At 73.0% G+C, this 20,625-nt stretch carries 16 protein-coding genes and 1 riboswitch; of the genes, 3 read left to right on the top strand and 13 right to left on the bottom strand.

Going from position 1 to position 20,625, the window contains the following annotated elements; all coding sequences use genetic code 11:
• Positions 1-34 precede the first annotated feature (34 nt).
• From H7A69_RS03030 to H7A69_RS03010, 5 genes are all read right to left on the bottom strand, one after another.
• Positions 35-571 (bottom strand): ATP-binding protein, encoded by a 537-nt coding sequence (locus H7A69_RS03030; RefSeq protein WP_259346057.1) that lies wholly within the window; start codon positions 569-571, stop codon positions 35-37.
• On the bottom strand, positions 564-1,292 hold the full coding sequence (locus H7A69_RS03025) for an energy-coupling factor transporter transmembrane component T family protein (protein ID WP_259346056.1): 729 nt from the start codon (positions 1,290-1,292) through the stop codon (positions 564-566). The genes H7A69_RS03030 and H7A69_RS03025 overlap by 8 nt, the downstream gene beginning before the upstream one ends.
• A gap of 74 nt (positions 1,293-1,366) precedes the next feature.
• Positions 1,367-3,082 carry an ABC transporter ATP-binding protein gene (locus H7A69_RS03020; protein ID WP_259346055.1) on the bottom strand — a complete coding sequence of 572 codons (1,716 nt, stop codon included), beginning with the start codon at positions 3,080-3,082 and terminating at the stop codon, positions 1,367-1,369.
• Positions 3,079-3,735, bottom strand: coding sequence for an ECF transporter S component (locus tag H7A69_RS03015; protein WP_182045817.1), 657 nt, complete (start codon positions 3,733-3,735; stop codon positions 3,079-3,081). The genes H7A69_RS03020 and H7A69_RS03015 overlap by 4 nt, the downstream gene beginning before the upstream one ends.
• A riboswitch (TPP riboswitch) is annotated at positions 3,731-3,842 on the bottom strand. (Overlaps the previous gene by 5 nt.)
• A gap of 94 nt (positions 3,843-3,936) precedes the next feature.
• Positions 3,937-4,257: a hypothetical protein gene (locus H7A69_RS03010; RefSeq protein ID WP_182045698.1), complete on the bottom strand. Its 321-nt coding sequence runs from the start codon at positions 4,255-4,257 to the stop codon at positions 3,937-3,939.
• A 129-nt stretch (positions 4,258-4,386) separates the two neighbouring features.
• On the opposite strand from H7A69_RS03010, the gene glgX reads away from it, so the two are divergent.
• Genes glgX through treZ form a run of 3 tightly spaced genes read left to right on the top strand, consistent with a single transcriptional unit; the run spans position 4,387 to position 10,918 of the window.
• Positions 4,387-6,699: a glycogen debranching protein GlgX gene (gene glgX / locus H7A69_RS03005; RefSeq protein ID WP_182045697.1), complete on the top strand. Its 2,313-nt coding sequence runs from the start codon at positions 4,387-4,389 to the stop codon at positions 6,697-6,699.
• Positions 6,696-9,167, top strand: a complete 2,472-nt coding sequence (gene treY, locus H7A69_RS03000; protein WP_182045696.1) for a malto-oligosyltrehalose synthase — start codon at positions 6,696-6,698, stop codon at positions 9,165-9,167. Before glgX ends, treY begins: the two co-directional genes overlap by 4 nt.
• On the top strand, positions 9,164-10,918 hold the full coding sequence (gene treZ / locus H7A69_RS02995; RefSeq protein ID WP_182045695.1) for a malto-oligosyltrehalose trehalohydrolase: 1,755 nt from the start codon (positions 9,164-9,166) through the stop codon (positions 10,916-10,918). The genes treY and treZ overlap by 4 nt, the downstream gene beginning before the upstream one ends.
• 83 nt (positions 10,919-11,001) lie before the next feature.
• Here the strand turns inward: treZ and H7A69_RS02990 are convergent, their stop codons facing one another.
• The 8 genes from H7A69_RS02990 to H7A69_RS02955 all read right to left on the bottom strand — a co-directional run bounded on the left by H7A69_RS02990 (position 11,002) and on the right by H7A69_RS02955 (position 20,325).
• Positions 11,002-11,796 carry a polyprenol monophosphomannose synthase gene (locus H7A69_RS02990; protein WP_182045694.1) on the bottom strand — a complete coding sequence of 265 codons (795 nt, stop codon included), beginning with the start codon at positions 11,794-11,796 and terminating at the stop codon, positions 11,002-11,004.
• 44 nt (positions 11,797-11,840) lie between these two features.
• Positions 11,841-12,572, bottom strand: a complete 732-nt coding sequence (locus H7A69_RS02985; protein WP_182045693.1) for a class F sortase — start codon at positions 12,570-12,572, stop codon at positions 11,841-11,843.
• Positions 12,569-13,720, bottom strand: a complete 1,152-nt coding sequence (locus H7A69_RS02980) for a glycosyl hydrolase family 8 (protein WP_182045692.1) — start codon at positions 13,718-13,720, stop codon at positions 12,569-12,571. Before H7A69_RS02980 ends, H7A69_RS02985 begins: the two co-directional genes overlap by 4 nt.
• A gap of 130 nt (positions 13,721-13,850) precedes the next feature.
• On the bottom strand, positions 13,851-14,711 hold the full coding sequence (locus H7A69_RS02975; protein WP_069711579.1) for a DUF4397 domain-containing protein: 861 nt from the start codon (positions 14,709-14,711) through the stop codon (positions 13,851-13,853).
• Positions 14,712-15,019: 308 nt separating this feature from the next.
• Positions 15,020-17,008 carry an ArnT family glycosyltransferase gene (locus H7A69_RS02970; RefSeq protein WP_182045691.1) on the bottom strand — a complete coding sequence of 663 codons (1,989 nt, stop codon included), beginning with the start codon at positions 17,006-17,008 and terminating at the stop codon, positions 15,020-15,022.
• A complete protein-coding gene (locus H7A69_RS02965) occupies positions 17,005-18,501 on the bottom strand; it encodes a glycosyltransferase (protein ID WP_182045690.1) in 1,497 nt (498 codons plus the stop codon). The genes H7A69_RS02970 and H7A69_RS02965 overlap by 4 nt, the downstream gene beginning before the upstream one ends.
• A complete protein-coding gene (locus tag H7A69_RS02960) occupies positions 18,498-19,049 on the bottom strand; it encodes a GtrA family protein (protein ID WP_223246530.1) in 552 nt (183 codons plus the stop codon). Before H7A69_RS02960 ends, H7A69_RS02965 begins: the two co-directional genes overlap by 4 nt.
• Before the next feature lie 271 nt (positions 19,050-19,320).
• A complete protein-coding gene (locus H7A69_RS02955; protein WP_182045689.1) occupies positions 19,321-20,325 on the bottom strand; it encodes an aldo/keto reductase family protein in 1,005 nt (334 codons plus the stop codon).
• Between the last annotated feature and the right edge of the window lie 300 nt (positions 20,326-20,625).

The following is a 20,625-nucleotide window of genomic DNA, read 5'->3' as shown; positions in this document are numbered from 1 at the left end:
GCCCAGCCGAGGCTCGCGCGCCGCCGCGCCGCAGCTACGTCCGGACCACCACGTCCGCGAGCGCGGCCGGATCCTCGGCGGCGATGAACGCCCGCTCGTGCGCCGCCCACCGCTCCCACTCCCGCGCGAACACCTCGCCGTCGCGGCCGATCGCCCGGTCCCGCCGGACCACGTCGTCCGCCTCGAGCCACACGCGCAGCGACGCCAGCGGGGCCGAGGCCCGCGAGAGCGCCCCGCAGCCCTCGACCACGAGCGGGACGTCCGGGTCGACCGACACCCACTCGGCAGGCTCCGAGGCCACCCAGTCCCAGCGCCGGTACCCGGACCGGGGACCGAGCACGTCGGTGACCACCGCGTCGGCAGCCGCACGGAGGCCGTCCCACCCCGGGTAGAGGTCGTCGAGGTGCACGACGGCCGCGCCGAGCTCCGCGGCCACCGCCGTTCCGAGCGTGGTCTTGCCCGTGCCCGACCGTCCGTCGACGAGCACGACGAGCCGGCGCCCGGACGCGGTCGCCGCACCCGACGCGGCGGCGGCCAGCCCCTGGACCAGCGCCCGGTCGACGTCAGGCACGCCAGGTCCCCGCGGCGACCGCGACCCCGACGGACACGACGCCGATGCCGACGAGCACGGCGACCATCGTCCACTCCGGCCCGGCGAACCGCGCCTGCCGGGCCCACGTGCGGCGTCCGGGCGCGCCGAACCCCCGTGACTCCATCGCCACCGCGAGCGTCGTCGCCCGCCGCAGCGCGAGCACGAGCAGGGCGAACGCCATCGAGGCGCCCCGCCGCAGCCGGCCCTGGTCCGCGGTCCCCCGCGCCCGTCGCGCCATCGCCAGCTGGCGCCAGTCCTCGCCGAGGAGCGTCGTCATCCGGACCGCGGCGAGCGCACCGAGCACGAAGCGCGCCGGCAGCCGCAGCAGCTGCGCGAGCCCGTCCGCCAGGTCCGTCGGGTCGACCCGGACGAACAGGGCGACGGCCGGCAGCCCGACCGCGAGCACGCGCAGGGCGGTCGCGAGGGCGAGCACCAGCGACCCGTCGGTCACGTGCGCGAACCCGAGGTCGAACCACTCCCGACCCGACGGCCGTCCGTACAGCGCGATGCTCAGCGCGGTCAGCGGCACGGCGACGAGCACCGGGGACGTCCGCAGCAGCAGGGTCCGGACCGGGATGCGCAGCAGCGGCAGGAGCAGCAGTTCGAGCACGAGCGCGACGGCGGCCGACACCACGTCGAGGCTCAGCACGAGGCACAGGCCGAGCGCGAGCACGCCGAGCATCGAGGCGACCGGTTGCACCCCGCGGACGCCACGTTCCGTGCGGACGGGAGGCGCGGCTCGTCCGGACGCGCCGGCCGCGGTCCCCGGGGCGGTCACCGTGCCACCCCCGTGGCCGGCGCCGACCGCACGTCCGGCACCGTGTCCGGCGGCGCGTCCGGTGAGCCGAGCGGCACGGCACGGACGCCGTCCGCTGCGAGCACGACCTCGTCGGCGTCGAGCGCCCGGACCAGGTCGCGGTCGTGCGTGACCACGACCACCGCGGTCCCGGCGTCCGCCAGCGCTCCGAGCCGGTCGACCACCGCCTGCCAGGTCGCCCGGTCCTGTCCCGACGTCGGCTCGTCGAGCACGACGACCGGCGGACGCGCGGCGACGACCGTACCGATCGCGAGCCGTCGCTGCTCCCCGCCGGACAGGGTGAAGGGGTTGACGTCGGCGAGGTGCCGGAGCGCGAAGGCGTCGAGCAGCTCCTCCACGCGGGCGTCCACGTCGTCGAGGTCGAGGGTGCGCGGGCCGACGGCGAGCTCCTCGCGGACGGATCGCGCCACGAACTGGTGCGCGGGGTCCTGGAACACCGTACCGATCCGCCGCGCGAGCTGTCGGCTCGTCCAGCGCACGGGCCGGTCGCCGGCGTCCCCCGTCAGGTGGGGCGTCGCGCGGAGGACACCGCCGGCGGGTCGGAGGAGCCCGGCGAGGGTCAGGCCGAGCGTCGACTTGCCGACGCCGTTCGGCCCGGTCACGGCGAGCACCCGACCCGCACGGACGTCGAGGTCGATGCCGCTGCCCACCGGGGGACCACCCGCTCGTCCGAGCACGCCCCCGCGGGCGGTCGCGAGCCCGCGCGCCTCGAGGAGCACCGGGTCGCCGCCGAGCCCGCCCCGCTCGCCCGCGAGTGGGCGGAACGTGCGCGCAGGGGCCGACGGGTCGGGAACGGTTCCACCCGCTCGATCCGCCGACGGGTCGTCCACGAGCGGGCGGGACGTGCGCGCGCCGGTTCGGGAGGACCCCCGCGACGGCTCCGCACCGGGCACCCACACGCCCGCCGCCGTCAGCGCGTCGCCGTGCTCCGCGAGCACCGCCGCCGGCAGGCCGTCGGCGACGACCCCGCCGCCGGCTGCGAGCAGCACGAGCCGGTCGACCAGGTCGAGCCAGGTGCCGATCCGGTGCTCCACGACGAGCAGGGTCGCCCCGGTGTCGTCGAGCAGCGCGCGGACGGCGTCGTGCACCTGTCGCACCCCGTCCGGGTCGAGGTTCGCGCAGGGCTCGTCGAGCACGAGCACGCCCGGCCGCATCGCGAGCACCCCCGCGAGCGCCAGGCGCTGCCGCTGGCCGCCGGAGAGCCGGCCGGTGGAGCGGTCGAGCGGCAGGTCGAGGCCGACCACCCGGAGCGCGTGCCGGACGCGGTCCCAGGTCTCCTCGCGCGGCACCCCGGTGTTCTCGCACCCGAAGGCCACGTCGTCGCCGATCCGCGACATGACCGTGTGGGCCTCGGGGTCCTGCATGACGAGGCCGACACGCCCGCGGACCGCGCGGGGGTCGGCGCCGTCGACCAGGACCGAGCCCTGCACGGCAGCGGCGGTGTCGTCGTCGGGGTCCGGCTCGTCGGCGAGGACGGCCGCCACGGCCCGGAGCACCGTCGACTTGCCCGCACCGGACGGGCCGACGACGGCGACCCGCTCCCCCGGCTCGACGACGAGGTCGAGCCCACGGACCGCCCAGGCGTCACGCCCGGCGTACCGCCAGCCCCAGTCGGCGAAGGCGACGCGTGCCGCAGCCGACGACGAGGACGCGGCCGACGACGACACGGTCACGCGGCGGAACGGGGTCCGCGCCTGGTCCGCTCACCGGCGGCGTGCTCGCGACCGGCCGCGAACGAGGACAGCACGCCCGTCGCGGCGAGCGCCCGGACGAGCAGCCACGACCCGACACCGGCGATCACGGCACCCGAGATCACCGCGCACACGACGTAGACCGCCTTGAACGCCGCGTCGAGGCCCGGGTACCAGAGCACCGTGTCGTTGATGCCGAGCGCGAGCCCGGCGGCGGCACCGGCGAGCACGACCACGGGCAGCTTGTACGACCGGTAGAGGAACAGTGCGAGGACGAGCTCGGCGCCGAGCCCCTGCACGAAGCCGGCCTCGAGCGTCAGCCAGCCCCACTGGGTGCCGAGCAGTGCCTCGACCGAGGCGGCGACCATCTCGGCGTAGAGCGCGGCGCCCGGCTTCCGGACCACGATCGCGACGACCGGTCCGGCGAGCAGCCAGACGCCGCCGAACAGCGACTGGGTGCCGGGCAGGACGAGACCCGCGACGGTGCTCAGGGGCTCGTAGCCGAACTCCCAGAGCTTGAAGACGACGCCGATCGCTACGGCGAGCACGCTCGCGACGACGATGTCCACGACCCGCCAGCGCAGCGAGCGCCGAGGGGTGGTGGACGGGACTGCGGACTGCGTGGTCGCAGACATCATTGCTGACTCCTCCCTGCGCCGGCATGACCCGGATCAGGTTCGACGGTCGGAGCGCCACTCGCTCCCTCTCAGCCCGGCGGTCCCGGACTCCCGTGTGTGTCCCAGCAGTCTAGACGCGGCCACGACCGCGTGACGTACCCAGGTGACGGACGGGAGGCGCGGTGCCAGCCGGCACCGCGCCTCCCGTCCGTCGGTGCGCTACTTCTTCAGTGCGCGGACCACCTTCGCGAGGGCCTTGCCGGTCACCCAGATGGTGGGGATGCTGACGGCGAGGAGCGAGATGAGGTTCGGCTCGAACTGCAGGTCCTGGCCCGGGCGGCGCACGTAGGCACCTACGGGGATGGACGCGCCACCGCCGCCACCGCCCCCGTTCTCGCCGTCGCCGCCGGCGCCGAAGCCGTACCAGCCGAGGGAGACCGGGATGAGGGTCTGGTCGCCGACCTCGACCGGCTCCCCGTAGTTCGTGGAGACGCCCACGGGGCGCACCTTGTCTGCGATCTGCTGCACGATGTCTGCCATGCGCGCGAGGCTACTCGGCGGTCCCTCCACAGGCGGGGGCGCGCCGTGCGGTGTCCACTGCTGGGCCTTGTCTGCGGACGCGGAGGCGCGTCGCCGATACGTTTGCGGAACCCACACCTGGAGGAACGTTTGCACACCTGGCCCGGCAATCCGTACCCCCTCGGGGCGACCTACGACGGCAGCGGCACGAACTTCGCCCTGTTCAGCGAGGTCGCGGACCGCGTGGAACTCTGCCTCTTCGACGACGCGGGGAACGAGGAGTGCGTCGACCTGGTCGAGGTGGACGCACACGTCTGGCACGCCTACCTGCCGAACGTGGCGCCCGGGCAGGAGTACGGCTTCCGCGTGCACGCCCCGTACGACCCGGAGAACGGCCTGCGCGGCAACCCGCACAAGCTGCTCCTCGACCCGTACGCCAAGGCGACGAGCGGTGAGATCGACTGGGACCAGGCCCTGTTCTCGTACACGTTCGGCGACCCGGACTCGACCGACGACCAGGACTCGGCCCCGCACATGATGAAGGGCGTGGTGATCAACCCGTTCTTCGACTGGCAGGGCGACCGGTCACCCGGCATCCCCTACGGCGAGACGGTGATCTACGAGGCCCACGTGAAGGGCCTGACCGAGACGCACCCCGACGTCCCAGAGGAGCAGCGCGGCACGTACGCCGGCGTCGCGCACCCGTCGGTCATCGAGCACCTCAAGCGCCTGGGGGTCACGACGCTCGAGCTCATGCCCGTGCACCAGTTCGTCAACGACTCCACGCTGCAGGAGAAGGGGCTGTCGAACTACTGGGGCTACAACACCATCGGGTTCTTCGCCCCGCACTCGCACTACTCGTCCTCCGGCGACCGGGGACAGCAGGTGCAGGAGTTCAAGGCGATGGTCCGCGAGCTGCACCGTGCGGGCATCGAGGTCGTCCTCGACGTGGTCTACAACCACACCGCCGAGGGGAACCACCTCGGGCCGACCCTGTCGTTCCGGGGCATCGACAACGCCGCGTACTACCGCCTGGTCGAGGACGACAAGCGGTACTACAACGACACCACCGGCACGGGCAACTCGCTCAACGTCGGGCACCCGCACTCGCTGCAGCTCATCATGGACTCGCTCCGGTACTGGGTGACCGAGATGCACGTCGACGGCTTCCGCTTCGACCTCGCGGCTGCCCTGGCCCGTGAGTTCTACGAGGTCGACCGGCTCGCCGCGTTCTTCGAACTGGTGCAGCAGGACCCGATCGTGTCGCAGGTCAAGCTCATCGCGGAGCCGTGGGACGTCGGCCCCGGCGGCTACCAGGTCGGCAACTTCCCGCCCCAGTGGTCCGAGTGGAACGGCAAGTACCGCGACACCGTCCGCGACTTCTGGCGCGGCGAGCCGTCGACGCTCGGCGAGTTCGCGTCGCGCATCTCCGGCTCGGCCGACCTCTACGAGCACGACGGCCGCACGCCCAAGGCGAGCATCAACTTCATCACCGCGCACGACGGCTTCACGCTGTACGACCTCGTCGCCTACAACGAGAAGCACAACGAGGCCAACGGCGAGGACGGCAACGACGGCGAGAGCCACAACCGCTCGTGGAACTCCGGCGTCGAGGGGCCGACGGACGACCCCGAGGTGGCGGCGCTCCGCCTGCAGCGTCGGCGGAACTTCCTCGCGACCCTGCTGCTCAGCCAGGGCGTGCCGATGATCGCCCACGGCGACGAGCTCGGGCGGACCCAGCACGGCAACAACAACGTCTACGCGCAGGACTCCGCCATCAGCTGGATCGACTGGGAGCACGCCGACGACGACCTCGTGCAGTTCACGGCCGACGTCGTGAAGCTGCGTCACGACCACCCGACCTTCCGGCGCACCCGCTACTTCAACGGCCGTCCGGTCCGCCGCGGCGAGGGCGAGCCGCTGCCCGACGTGGTGTGGCTGACCCCCTCGGGCGACGCGATGGACCCCGAGGACTGGGACTCCGGCTTCGGCAAGAGCGTCGGCATGTACCTGAACGGCGACGGCATCCGCGGGCGGGACCGATGGGGCGAGCGGGTGACCGACGTGGCCTTCCTGACCTACTACAACGCGCACGACGACGTCGTGACGTTCACCCTTCCCCCGGAGGAGTACTCCCCCGGCTGGACCGTGCGCATCGACACGGCCGACCCGGGTGCCCGCGAGACGGTCCTCGACGCGGGGACCCCGCTCGACGTCCCCGCGCGCTCGATGATCGTGCTCCGAGCGGAGCCCGACCACGAGGTCCGGAGCGTGCCGCTCGACGAGTCGGCCGGAGCGCCGCAGTCCACGCCCACGAACCCGGCCGGGGCACCCGCCGCGTCGGCCACGGACCAGACCGTCGCCGGTGCACCCGGTGCCACCACCGCGTCCCCGGACGAGCCAGACCAGCACGACCAGCTCGACCAGCACGACGAACCCGACACCACAGGAGCCACCAGGTGACCGCACGCCGCGTCCCCACGTCCACCTACCGTCTGCAGGTCACCGCGGACTTCGACCTCACGACGGCGCAGGGCGTGGTCGACCACATCCGCGACCTCGGCGCGGACTGGGTCTACCTGTCGCCCGTGCTGCAGGCCGAGCCCGGCTCGCAGCACGGCTACGACGTCGTCGACCACACCCACGTCGACACCGAACGGGGCGGGGACGACGCGTTCCGCGCCCTGGCCGAGGCCGCACACGCCGCCGGGCTCGGGGTGCTCGTCGACGTCGTCCCGAACCACGTCGGCGTCGCGACGCCCGAGGCGAACCCCTGGTGGTGGTCGCTGCTCGAGTCCGGGCAGGGCTCCGCCGTGGCGTGGGCCTTCGACGTCGACTGGGAGGCCGGCGACGGCCGCATCCGCGTCCCGGTCCTCGACGACCGGCTGCTCGACGCGGTGGAACTGCGCGACGGCAAGCTGTTCGTGGGCGAGACCGCCTACCCGACCGCACCCGGCACCGTGCAGGACGGCGACGACGTCGAGACGGTGCACGCCCGGCAGCACTACGAGTTCGTGCACTGGAAGCGCGCCGACCACGAGCTGAACTACCGCCGGTTCTTCGCGGTGAACACGCTCGCGGCGATCCGCGTCGAGGAGCCCGAGGTCTTCGCCGCGTCGCACGCCGCGATCGGCGCCTGGTTCCGCGACGGACTCGTCGACGGCCTCCGCATCGACCACCCGGACGGCCTGTACGACCCCGCCGGGTACCTGCAGGACCTGCACGAGCTGACCGGCGGTGCCTACACCCTGGTCGAGAAGATCCTCGAGCCCGGCGAGCAGCTGCCGTCGTCGTGGCCCGTCGACGGCACCACCGGCTACGACGCGCTGGCCCTGGTCGACCGGGTGCTCGTCGACCCGGCGGGTGAGGAGGCCCTGACCGCGGCGTCGGGTGCGGAGCCCGCCGACTGGCAGCAGCTGACGCACGACACCCGACGCGGCATCGCCGACGGCATCCTCGGCAGCGAGGTCGCCCGCCTGGCGCGCCTGCTCGCCCCCGAGGTCCCCGACCTGCCGCAGGACCGGATCGTCGACGCGGTCGCCGAGGTCGTGGCGTCCTTCGAGGTCTACCGCACGTACCTGCCCGAGGGCGTCCACCACCTCATCGACGCGCTCGAGCGAGCCGCCGAGTCGCGTCCGGACCTCGACGACGTGATCGACCGCATCGCGCCGGCCCTGGTCGACCCCGGCCACGCCGCGGCGATCCGACTGCAGCAGACCTCCGGCATGGTGATGGCCAAGGGCGTCGAGGACACCGCCTACTACCGGACCTCGCGCCTGACCACCCTGAGCGAGGTCGGCGCCGACCCGAGCCTGTTCGCGGTGTCGGTCGAGGACTTCCACCAGGCGCAGCGCGACCGTCAGGGCAGCTGGCCGCACACCATGACCACGCTGACCACGCACGACACCAAGCGCAGCGAGGACACCCGCGCCCGCATCAGCGTGCTCGCGGAGCTCGGGTCCGAGTGGACCGCGGCCCTCGCGCGCCTGCAGTCCCTCGCCCCGCTCGACGACGCCGTGTTCGCCGACCTGCTCTGGCAGGCCATCGTCGGCGCCCGTCCCGCCAGCCGTGAGCGGCTCCACGCCTACGCTGAGAAGGCGTCGCGCGAGGCGGGCGACAGCACGACCTGGACGGAGCCGGACGAGGCCTTCGAGGAGCAGATGCACGCGCTCGTCGACGCCGCGTTCGACGACCCCGAGGTCGTCGCCGTCCTCGACGAGCTCGACCGCACGGTCGACGCGGCGGGCTGGTCGAACGGCCTGACGCAGAAGCTCGTGCAGCTCACCATGCCCGGCGTCCCCGACGTCTACCAGGGCACCGAGGGGTGGGACCGCTCGCTCGTCGACCCCGACAACCGTCGTCCGGTCGACCACGCCGAGCTCCGGCACGTGCTCGCCACGCTCGACGGACCCGAGGACGACGGCCCCGAGCGGCTGCCGGCGGTCGGGCCGGACGGCGCCGCGAAGCTCCTCGTCGTCAGCCGTGCCCTGCGGTTGCGTCGCGACCACCCGGAGCTCTTCACCCGCTACCTCGGCCTCGAGGCCACGGGTGTCGCCGCCGACCACGTCCTCGCGTTCGACCGCGGCGGTGCCGTCACGGTCGCGACCCGGCTGCCCGTCGGCCTGGAGCGCGTGGGCGGGTGGGCCGACACCCTCGTCCACCCCGTCCCGCTCGACCGCGTCGACCTGCTCACCGGCCGCCGCTTCCCCGCGTCGCGCGGCATCGCCCTCGCCGACCTGCTCGCCGACCTCCCGGTGGCGCTGCTCGTGCCGGCCGAGGTCGCGGACAGCACGACCCCGGGCGACGCCGTCGCCGCATCAGCCCCCGCGTCCACCGGCGCAGGCACCACCACCGCCTCCGGCGCCGGTCCCGACGGTGCCACCGTCTCCGACCAGCAGGCCGAGATCGAGATCCTGGAGGGTCACGCATGACCGTTCCCGCCCGCTACGCCGTCTGGGCGCCGAACCCGGAGCGCGTGCGCCTGGTCGTCGACGGCACCGAGTACGCCATGACCCACGGCGACGACGACTGGTGGTCGACCGACGAGGTCGCCCCGGTGGTGGGCGCCCGCTACGGCTTCCGCATCGACGACGACGAGGACGTCCGACCGGACCCCCGCAGCCGGTACCAGCCCGACGGCGTGCACGGCCCGTCCGAGGTGGTCGACCCCGAGCGCTTCGCCTGGACCGACGACGCCTGGACCGGTCGGCCCGTCCGTGGTGGCGTGATCTACGAGATGCACATCGGCACCTACACGCCCGAGGGCACGCTCGACGCGGCCGCCGCGAAGCTCGACCACCTGGTCGAGCTCGGGGTGGAGTTCGTCGAGCTGCTCCCGGTCAACGCCGTCAACGGCGAGTGGAACTGGGGCTACGACGGGGTGGGCTGGTTCGCCGTGCACCACCCGTACGGCGGCCCGGACGCCTACGACCGCTTCGTCGACACCGCGCACGCGCTCGGCCTCGGCGTCATCCAGGACGTCGTGTACAACCACCTCGGGCCCGCCGGCAACTACCTGCCCCTCTACGGGCCGTACCTGCTGCAGGGGCTCGGCAACACCTGGGGCGACTCGGTCAACGTCGAGCTGCCCGAGGTCCGCCGGTACGTCCTCGACAACGTCCGGATGTGGTTCCGCGACCACCACGTCGACGGTCTGCGACTCGACGCCGTGCACGCCATCCGCGACACCACCCGGCCGCACGTGCTGCAGGACATGGCGTCGGAGACCGAGGCCTACTCGGAGTTCGTCGGCCGTCCGCTGTCCCTGATCGCGGAGTCGGACCTCAACGACCCGGTGATGTTCCGTCCGCAGGAGGCCGCGGGCTACGGCCTGACCGGCCAGTGGTCCGACGACTTCCACCACGCCGTGCACGTGGCGCTGACCGGCGAGACGAACGGCTACTACGCCGACTTCGCCCCGCTGTCGGCCCTCGCGAAGGTCCTCGAGCACGGGTTCTTCCACGACGGCACCTGGTCGTCGTTCCGCGGGAAGCGGCACGGACGGCCGATCGACCGCGGCACCTCACCGGTGACGGCGCTCGTGGTCGCGAACCAGAACCACGACCAGATCGGCAACCGCGCAGCCGGCGACCGGCTCGCCGCCACGCTCGACGACGAGTCGCTCGTCATCGCGGCCGCCCTGACGCTGCTCGGCCCCTTCACGCCGATGCTCTTCATGGGCGAGGAGTTCGCGGCGTCGACCCCCTGGCAGTTCTTCACCTCGCACCCGGAGAAGGCGCTCGGCGAGGCCACCGCGAAGGGCCGCATCGCCGAGTTCGCCGAGCACGGGTGGGACGAGTCCGCCGTGCCGGACCCGCAGGACCCGACCACGTTCACGAACTCGAAGCTCGACTGGGCGGACGTGACCTCGGAGCGGGGTGCGACGGTCCTCCGGGCCTACCGGGTCCTCGTCGCCCTCCGCCGGACCGAGCAGGCGTTCGTCGACCACCGCTACGAGGCGAACGCCGTGCGCTTCGACGAGGACGAGCGCTGGCTCGTGCTCACCCGTGGTCTGCTCGGACCGGACGGGGCGCCCGTGCACGTCGTGGTGAACCTCGCCGACGACGCCGCCGAGGTGCCGGTCCCGGACTCGACGGGCGAGGAGCTCTACCGCTTCGGCGAGGCGACGGTCGAGGCCGGCGTGGTGCGGTTCGCGTCCCGCGGCGTGGTCGTCGTGCGCTGACGCCGGACGCCACAGCGACAGCGACAGCGAGAGACCCCCGTGGACACGTCCACGGGGGTCTCGGCGTCCTGACGGGTCCGGCGTCAGGCGGTCCGGTCGGCGACCGCGTGCGCGTTCGTCCGCACCGAGGGCAGCCGGCGGTGGTCCTTCACGACCGACCGGAGCTCGCGCAGTCGACGGTCGATCCCCCACTTCGTCACGAGCGTCAGGCTCTCGCGCACGATGTTGCCGCTCATCTTCGAGACGCCGAACTCGCGCTCGGTGAACGTGATCGGGGTCTCGACGACGCGCAGTCCCGCCTCGAGGGCGCGCCAGCACAGGTCGACCTGGAAGCAGTAGCCCTTCGACGCGACACCGGCGAGGTCGATGCGCTCGAAGGCCCGCGACGTGAAGACGCGGAACCCACCGGTCGCGTCGCGCACCGCGATGCCGAGCGCCAGGCGGGTGTAGAGGTTGCCACCGCGGGAGAGCAGCTCGCGGAACCACGGCCAGTTCTCGACCTCGCCGCCCGGGATCCACCGCGAGCCGAGCACGAGGTCGTTCGAGTCGGCGAGCTCGAGCATCCACGGCAGGTACTCGGGGTGGTGCGAGCCGTCGGCGTCCATCTCGACGAGCTTGTCGTACCCGTGCTCGAGGCCCCACGCGAAGCCGGAGAGGTACGCCCCGCCGAGCCCGTCCTTGACGGTGCGGTGCAGGACGTGGACGCGGTCGGTGCTGGCCGCGATCTCGTCCGCGATGTCACCGGTGCCGTCCGGCGAGTTGTCGTCGACGACGAGCACGTGCACGCTGTCGTCGGTGGCGGCCAGGGTGCGGGCGACGATCGGGCGGACGTTCTCCGCCTCGTCGTAGGTCGGGATGATGACCAGGGACGTGCTCATGGTGCTCCTTGCGGGTCGGGTCAAGTGTGTCAGCGAACCGGTGCTCAGCCGGCCGTGAGGTCTGCGAACACGATCAGGTTGTCCGTGTAGTGCCCGGTCGCGGTGTCGAACGTGCCGTCGCACGTGATGAGGCGGAGTTGCGGGGTGGGGGCGCTGCCGTAGACGTCGCTCGTGGGGAACGCCGACTTGGCGGCGCGCTCGGAACGCTCGACGGTGAAGGTGCGGGTGGTGCCGTCGGACATGCCGACGTGGATCTGGTCGCCGGCGACGAGCTCGTCGAGACGGAAGAACACCGCGGCGCTCGTCGGGCTGTCGACGTGCCCGGCGATGACGGCGGGACCGACCTGCCCGGGCACGATGCCGTCGGCGAACCAGCCCGCGCTGTCCCAGTCCTTCGGCGGGTCGAGTTCGCCGGCGGCACCGCGACCGAGGTCCTCCAGTCCGGACGACACCCCGATCGCCGGGATCTCGACGCGCACCGGGGTCGCGGTCGACCGCGCTGCCGGTGCGGCCGGGTCCTGGAAGCCGGAGGTGTCGTCCGTCCCGGACCCGTTCGCGGCCGCGCCCGGGTCGGTGGACGCCGAGGCGCTGCTGCGGGCGACCGGGCCCTCCGCGGGGCCGGTGCCGGTGGTCGCGACGGCCACGCCGGCGATCCCGCCGCCGACGAGCACCGCGGCGACGACCCCGGCCAGCACCACGCCGCGGCGTCCGAGCCGGCGGGTTCCGGGTCGGCGCGTGCCGCGCGGCGACGGGGTCGCCGCACGACGCCCGCTCACGAGGCGCCTCCCGCGTCCGTCGCGCATCCGCCGAGGACGTCCGAGGTCAGCATCGTCGCGCCGAGCGCCGCCCAGGCGTCGCCGTAGTACGTCGGCGTGGTCGCCGCGGTGCGGTCCATCCGTCGGAGGTCCGCCGTCGCCGCGGACGTCGACCCGGCCGCGTGCTCCGCCGCCGCCCGGGCCGCGTAGGCCAGGCCGCTCGTGTCACCGGTGACGGCGGTGCCGCCGAGGTCGAGCTGTGCCGCGAGCTGCGTGGTCCGCCGGAGCGTCGGGGCGATCGACCCGGCGAGGGCACGGTCGTCCGCCGAGCACGCCTCGGCGTACCGCAGCGGCAGCCGCATGGCCTCCCAGCCGTAGACGACGCTCCCCTGGTCGCCGGTCGCGGGCATCGCGTCCACGGTGCCGTCGGCGTGCACCTGCGACCAGTCGCTCGGCAGGTCGCTGCCCTTGAGGACCGCTGCGGTCGCGGCGGTGGAGCCCTCCTCGAGGGCCGTCCAGCGACGGTCCCCGGTCGCGCGCTCGAGGATGCGGAAGGCCGCCGGCGACGCGTACGAGGCGTTGTACCGGTACGGCTCGGTGTCGGCCCAGGGGCCGGGCAGCAGGATCGTGCCGAGGTCGGTCTGCGCGGTCTCGTGGTCGAGGATCGCGGCCGCCATCGTCGTGCCGGCCGTGGTCAGGCGCTCGTCCCCCCAGTGCTCCCCCGCGAGCACGAGGGCACGCGCGGCGTCGAGGTCGGCGTCGCTCGCGGACTGCTCGTCGGCGACGCCGTCGTCCGGCGTCCAGCGCCACGCGAGCAGCCCGTCGTCCGTGAGGAGGTGCCGCTGCGTCCACGACCAGATCCGGTCGAAGGTCTCGCGGTCGTCGTTCGCGTAGGCGATGAGCAGGCCGTACGCCTGCCCCTCGCTGACGGTGTCACCGCCCTGGTCCGTGCGGACGACGCGGCCGCCCTGCACGTAGTCGTCGAGGAAGTCCGTGCGGAGCTGCGCCGCGCTGCGGTCGACGTCGGGCGCGGGCGACGAGGTGGCGCTCGACGTCCCGCCGGCCTGCGGGGCGGCGTCGTTCCACGGACGCACGGCGACGAGTGCGACACCGACCGCGACGACGAGCGCCGCCGCGGCGGTGATGGGGATCCAGGTCCTGCGGGTCATACCGGCTGCACCTTCCTGGGTGGTCGGGGAGGTCGGACGGGAGGCGCGGAGCACGTGCGCGGATCGGCGGCGGTGATCCGCGCCTCCCGGACGGCCGCTGCTGGTCACGTGACCGGCAGCGGCCCGCCCGTCAGTGGAACAGCGAGCGGAACGCCTTGACGACCGCGTGCGTGAACTCGGTGAAGGGGCGGTCGGCGGCTGCGCCGCCACCGCCGGTCTGGACGCCACCGGCCGGGGTGGCCGCGGTGGCGGCCGCGTCGGTGACGGGCACGACCGTCAGGTCGCCCTTGCTGTCGTCGAGGACGAACAGCGTCGAGACGGTGTTGCCCGCGAGGTCGACGTCGGCCGTGCCGCGCTGGCCGCTGCCCGAGACGTCGAGCTGCCACTTGCCGGCGTCGACGGTGGCGTACTTCGTCGCGGTGCCGAAGGCGGCGTCCTCGGCGATGGCGGTGCCCTCGGAGGTGCTCACGTCGACCTCCTTCGCGGTGGTCGCCGCCTGCACGAGGCGGAGCTTGGCCTTGCCGTCGCCGGGCTGCTGCAGGTCGTCGGTGAACGCCGTGGTCTTGAGGTCGTCGTTCTTGCCGTAGGCGACGACCGTGTTCGCGTCGCCCTGCTGGACCGTCACGTCGGTCGAGATGACCGGGGTGGAGTCGGGGGCGTCGGCGGCGCGCATCGACAGGACGTAGGTGCCGACCGGGAGCTCCTGGTACGGGCTGACCTGGCCGTACGTGACGTCGTCGAGCTCGAAGACCTTCTTGCCGCCGGACAGGCTGGTCAGCTCGACGTCGACGCCCTTCGTGTCCGGGGAGAGGTGGCCGACGCGGAGCCAGCCCTCGTCACCCGCGGTGGCTGCCGTGGCGGTCTGCGGGGTGGCGAGACCGACGGTCGCGGCGACGAGCGCTGCGGCGATCCCCCCGACGACGACCGGGCGGCGGACGGTGCGGCGGGCGGCGGTGCCCGTCGTGCTGCGTGCGGAGGTGCGTGCGTTCATCGTGGTGCTCCTTCGGGTCGGGTGCTGCTGGCTGGTGCTGGTCGTGGTGGTGCTGGTCGTGGTGGGGCTGGTCGTGGTGGGGCTGCCGGCGCTGCCGGCGTCGGTCCTGGTCGTACTGGGGCTGCCGGTCGGACCCACCCGTCGAGCGGGCGGAACCGGTGCGGGGTCGCGCCCCGTGCCTCCCGTTCCGCCCGCTCGCGACGGTGGCGCCGGGGACGGACCCGGGTCGGCCCGGTGAGCGGGCGGAACCGGTGCGGGGTCGCGCCCCGCGCCTTCCGGTTCCGCCCGCTCGCGGCGGGCGGGTCGGGTCAGGACGCGCTCGTCGGTGTCGTCGTGGGGTCGGTCGGCGCGTACGTCACGACGACGCGCTCCCCGTCCCGCTCGACGTCGGCCGGGCGGAGTCCGCCGCTCATGGCCTGGAACGTGGCCGCCGCCCGCTCGGCTTCCGCCCGGTCGCCGGCCTGGAGCACCAGGCGACGGAAGGGCTGACCGGTCTCGCCGGTGAGCGGCGTGAAGCGGGACACCTCGACGGACTGGTCGGCGAGCACCTGCCCGAGGGCGAGCACCGCCCGCGAGTCGACCTGGCCGGCGCCGAACTGCGACTTCGTGCCGGCGTCCGCGTCGAGGGCCGGGTTGGCGGCGAGCTCGGTGCCGATCGTCTTCCGCCCGTTCGTCGCGGTGGTGATCGCCTCGTTCGCGGCGGCCTCCCCCTCGGCGTGGATGCGGCGGACGTCGACCTGCTGGTCGCCGGTGCCGAAGGTCGCGACGCTCGTCGAGTTCTGGATGGCCAGCGACACGTCCCGCGAGGAGTTCCCGCCGGTGCGCATCGAGTCCGTCGTGATGACGTAGTCCGAGTCCTTCCACCCGTTCGGCGACTGGCGCTGGACGGCGGCATCGGTGTCGAGCTTGTAGTACCAGATCACGTTGTTCCGGTTGTACCCGTCCCGGACCAGGTCGACCCACATGGCGTCGTCCACGAGGAGCCGCGAGGACTTCGGGACGTTGTCGCCGACCCACGTCTCCGCCTGCTGCATCGGCAGGTCGAGGTTCCCGAGGAGGAACCCGCGCAGCTGCGTGCCCCAGAGCGGCACCGCGACGACGACGGCCGCTGCGGTGACGACGGCCCACGTGGCCCCGAGGCCGCGTCGAGCGGCACCGCGGACGCGGGTCCGGGCGTTCGAGCGCGTCCGGCCGACGAGCGCGAGGACCGCACGCTCGGCGGTGTACGCGACGAGCAGCGCCGCGAACGGCAGGAGCATGATCACGTACGGCACCGGGAGGTACCCGTTCGGGCGGAACATCATCGCGAGCAGGAACACGAGCATCGCGGCGATCGGGCGGACACGGCGCAGGAAGAGCCCGACGACCGCGGCGACCGACCCGAGGACGATGAACACCGGGTCGAGCGCCCACCACTGCGCGGCGGCCTGGTTCGCGAGGCTCCCGCCGTCGAAGATCGACCCCGACGCAGTGCGGGAACCGAGCTGGTACGTGATGCCCTCGAGCAGGCTGACCCGGCCCGCGCCCGGCAGGAGCTCGCCCTTGACCGCGGCGAGCAGCAGGTAGCCACCGCCGATGACCGTGAGGACGGCACCGGCGACGCTCAGCGTGTACCGACGGGTGCTCTTGTCGGCCCGGCGCACCGCGATCCAGATGAGGAACGGCAGCGCGAGCAGGTAGGTCTCCTTGGAGAGCACCGCGATGCCGAGGCACGCGGCCGCACCGGCGAACCCGGCCAGCTGCTGGCGCCGGCTGAGGACGAGGACGAACGCGGCGAGGAGCCACGGCGTCGCGACGTTGTCGATGTAGACCGTGCGGTGGTACTGCAGGGCCAGCGGCGACAGGGCGAACACGAGACCAGCGGCCGCGGCGGTCGCACGGCCCGCGCCCAGTCGGCGGGCGAGCACGAACAGCAGGATGCTCGACACCGCGGCGAAGAAGACCATCGCCTCGCGTGCGGCCTCGACGGCGAACGGGTAGCGGGCGAACGCCCCCGTCACCGAGGTGTAGGCCGCGATCTGGATCCACCCGAGCGGCGGGTGGTCGTACCAGTACGTGTAGTGGGTGATCTCGCCGAGGTTCGTGATCGCCCACGCCTGAGCGGTGTACGTGCCCTCGTCGTCGATGCGCTGCGGCGTACCGGACATGTTCCAGAGCTGCACCATCACCGTGACGGCGAGCACGGGGAGCAGCCAGCCGAGGCTCGCTGCGTGGACGCGGAACCAGCCGCGGACGCCGGAGAACGACTCCGCGCCACGGACCGGGATCCCGGTGGTGTGGGTGATGCTGGCGGTCATCGGGCACCTCCTGCGGACGAACCGGCGAGCTCACGCTGCTGCGTGTCGGTGTCGGTGGTGACGGCGTTCGCGAAGCCCACGACCTCGGGCGTCGCGGAGGCCGTGCGGTGCTGGCCGGTGTGCTCGGTCTTCTCCCAGCCGTTCTGCCCCTTGACGTGGCGGACGACGGCACGGACGGCCGCTGCGGCGAGGAACACCTGGTACGGCACCAGGCCGAGGACGAGCTTCACGTAGTCGCGGATGCGGACCTTCTCCTTGTAGATGCGGCCGAACTCGTTGAGCCCGACGACCTCGACGGCGAGGAGCATGAGCGTCGGCGCCACCGGGATGAACGAGATGAGGGCGACCGGGGTCGGCACCTTGACGAACAGGATCATCAGGACGCTGAGCGGGATCAGCAGACCGGTCGCGGCCTGGATGAACGGCATCGTCAGCATGTAGCGGGCGAAGAAGCGCTGGCGGAACGAGGGCAGCTTCTTCCACTCCCCCTTGCCGAGCACCTGCAGGAAGCCCTGGTTCCAGCGCGTCCGCTGCTTGAGCAGGGACGCGAACGTGGGCGGGGTCTCCTCACGGGTGACCGCCTCGGGGCTGTACGCCACGACGACCTTCGCGCCGTCGGCGGAGAGCCGGACACCGAGCTCGCAGTCCTCGGCGAGGCAGTGCGCGTCCCAGCCGTCCGACCACTCGAGCCGCTCCTTCGTCACGAAGACGGTGTTGCCGCCCAGCGGGATGAACTTCGACCCGGCGTGGAAGTGCAGGCGCGAACGGAACCAGAAGTAGTACTCGAGCACGTTGCGCAGCGACCACCAGCTCGACTTGAAGTTCATGAGCTGCACGCCGCCCTGCACGACGTCGGCGTCGGTCTCCTGGAAGCGGGAGTCGACGAGCGACAGCAGCTTCGGGTAGACCTCGTCCTCGGCGTCGAACACGCCCACGATGTCGCCCGTCGCGTACTGCAGCGCGAGGTTCATCGCCTTCGGCTTGTTCTTCGGCGCGGTGTCGTCCACCACGACCTTGATCAGCTCGGGGTGGCGGGCCGCGGCCGCGCGCACGACGGCGTCGGTCTCCGGGTCGTCCTCACCGACGATCGCGATGATCTCGTAGTCCGGGTGGTCCTGGCGCGCGAGCATGTCGAGCGTCTCGCCCATCACGTCCTGCTCGTGCCGACCGGGCACGAGGAGCGTGAAGCGGTGGGCGGCCGGACGCGGCGTCTGGCTGAAGCTCGTCGACTTGAGGGCGTCGCGCGAGCGCCAGGCGTGCAGCATCCACCACAGCGTCGTCAGTGCGATCACGGTGAGCAGCACGGAGATGGCGATGAGCGCGGAGTAGCCGATCCACTCGCCCAGCGACCAGGCGACGTGCGGGGCCTGCCCCGAGCCTCCCGTCGGGACGTCCGTGGTGCCCCGGTTCGGGACGTTCCCGGACGGGCCCGTCCCCTCGTTCGGCTGCAGCAGCGGCCCGGCGGCCGTCAGCAGCGTGGCGGAGATGGTCATGCGGCGTGCTCCTTCGCGTGAGCGTCTGTGGAACGGAAGACGAGGGCCTTGTACGCGGCGAACCGGAAGACGGTGCCGAGGACGAGACCCACCCCGTTGCCGGCGACGTTGTCGGCGAGGGTGGAGGTGAAACCGAGGACGTAGTGCGAGACGAACAGGCAGGCCGCGGCGATGCCGAGGCCGATGACGTTCGTGGCCGCGAAGAGGAGCCCCTCGCGGAGGGTCTCGCGCCGGCCGGTCTGCCGCTGGGAGCGGAAGGTGATGGACCGGTTGGCGAGCCAGGCGATCGCCGTCGCGACGACGGCGGAGACGATCTTCGCGGCGATCGGACCGTCGGGCAGGACGGTCGCGCGCAGCAGGTTGTAGACGCCGAGGTCGATGAGGAAGCAGACGGCACCGATGGTGCCGAAGGAGGCGAGTTGCTTCGCCGTGGCGAGGAGCCGCGGGACGAGGGCCGGCCGCACGGCGGGTGCCGTGAGGGTGCCGGTCGCCGCTGGGTGGGCGGACGACGCGACGGGGGTCGGCACCGAGCCTGTGCCGGGGGGCACCAGAACGGGGGTGTCGGTTCGGGTCATGCCCCCTCTTCGGGGGCACGTGGGGAGACGGTTTGGTCGGGGTACAGGGTCTGCCAGGAGGCTGCCAGGCCCGCGACACGTGCCGTTCACCTGTGAACGACCCGTCAGGGTTTCGGCTGGTCAGCGGTGGAGTGGACCGTCCGTCCGGACGGTCGGCTTGGGTTCGCGTTCGGACGGACCGACGACGGACGGGAGGCGCGGTGCCAGCTGGCACCGCGCCTCCCGTCCGCCTGGGGGTCGCGTGCTACGCGGGACGCCGCTCCGGGCTCGCCGTCTTGCTGGCGTCGCGCTCGGGGATGTCCCCCAGCGCGTCGTCGATCGCGGCGAGCGCGTCGGCGTCGAGCGTCACGCCCGCGGCCTCGACGTTGTCCGTGACCTGCTCGGGACGCGAGGCGCCGACGATCGCGGAGGCCACGTTCGGGTTCTGCAGCGTCCACGCGATCGCGAGCTGTGCGAGCGTCAGGCCCGCTTGGTCGGCGACGGGCTGCAGGCGCTGGACGGCCTCGAGGACCTCGTCGCGCATGAACCGCTTGATCATGTCCGCGCCGCCCTTCTCGTCCGTGGCGCGCGAACCCTCGGGTGCCGGCTGGCCCGGCTTGTACTTGCCGGTGAGGACACCCTGCGCGATCGGCGACCAGACGATCTGGCTGAGGCCGAGCTGCTTCGAGGCGGGGACGACCTCGCCCTCGATGACGCGCCACAGCATCGAGTACTGCGGCTGGTTCGAGATGAGCTGGAAGCCGAGCTCCTTCGCGAGGGCGGCACCCGCGCGGATCTGCTCGGCGTTCCACTCGCTCACGCCGATGTACAGGGCCTTGCCCTGCCGGACGACGTCGGCGAAGGCCTGCATCGTCTCCTCGAGGGGCGTCTCGTGGTCGTAGCGGTGCGCCTGGTAGAGGTCGACGTAGTCGGTCTGCAGCCGCTCGAGCGACCCGTCGATCGACTCCATGATGTGCTTCCGGCTGAGGCCGACGTCGTTGTGGCCCTTCGGCCCGGTCGGCCAGTAGACCTTCGTGAAGATCTCGAGCGACTGGCGGCGCTCGGCCTTGAGCGCCTCGCCGAGGACGGTCTCGGCCGCGGTGTTGGCGTACGTGTCGGCGGTGTCGAACGTGGTGATGCCGGCGTCGAGCGCTGCCCGCACGCACTGGGTGGCGACGTCGTTCTCGACCTGCGAGCCGTGCGTCAGCCAGTTGCCGTAGGTGATCTCGGAGATCTTGAGTCCGGAGTTGCCCAGGTACCTGAATTCCATGGGTCCGACGCTAGTCCTGCGCGGGGCGGGGTGAGGGGGCGTGGGAGTACCTGGGTGGGGTGCGGGGTGGGGGGTGCGCGCTGGGTGGGGGTGGGGGTGAGGGGTGCGCGCTGGGCGGGCCGGTGGGGGGCGGCATTCGCCCGTGTCCGGCGGCCGGCGGGGCGCCGCTCGCCCACGACCCGCGGCGCCCCGGTCGGTCCCCCCGCGCCGCTGGGGCCAGCACCCGGGGTGCGACGTCGTGCTCGGGGAGCACCGCTGTCGGGTGTGCCGAGGGTCGGCGCACGGCGTCGCGCGAGTGCG

It is taken from the genome of Curtobacterium sp. ME26, assembly GCF_903970945.1.
Lineage (GTDB): Bacteria > Actinomycetota > Actinomycetes > Actinomycetales > Microbacteriaceae > Curtobacterium > Curtobacterium citri.
The sequence above is the reverse complement of the archived record's forward strand: the minus strand, read 5'-3'. Positions and strand labels throughout refer to the sequence as shown.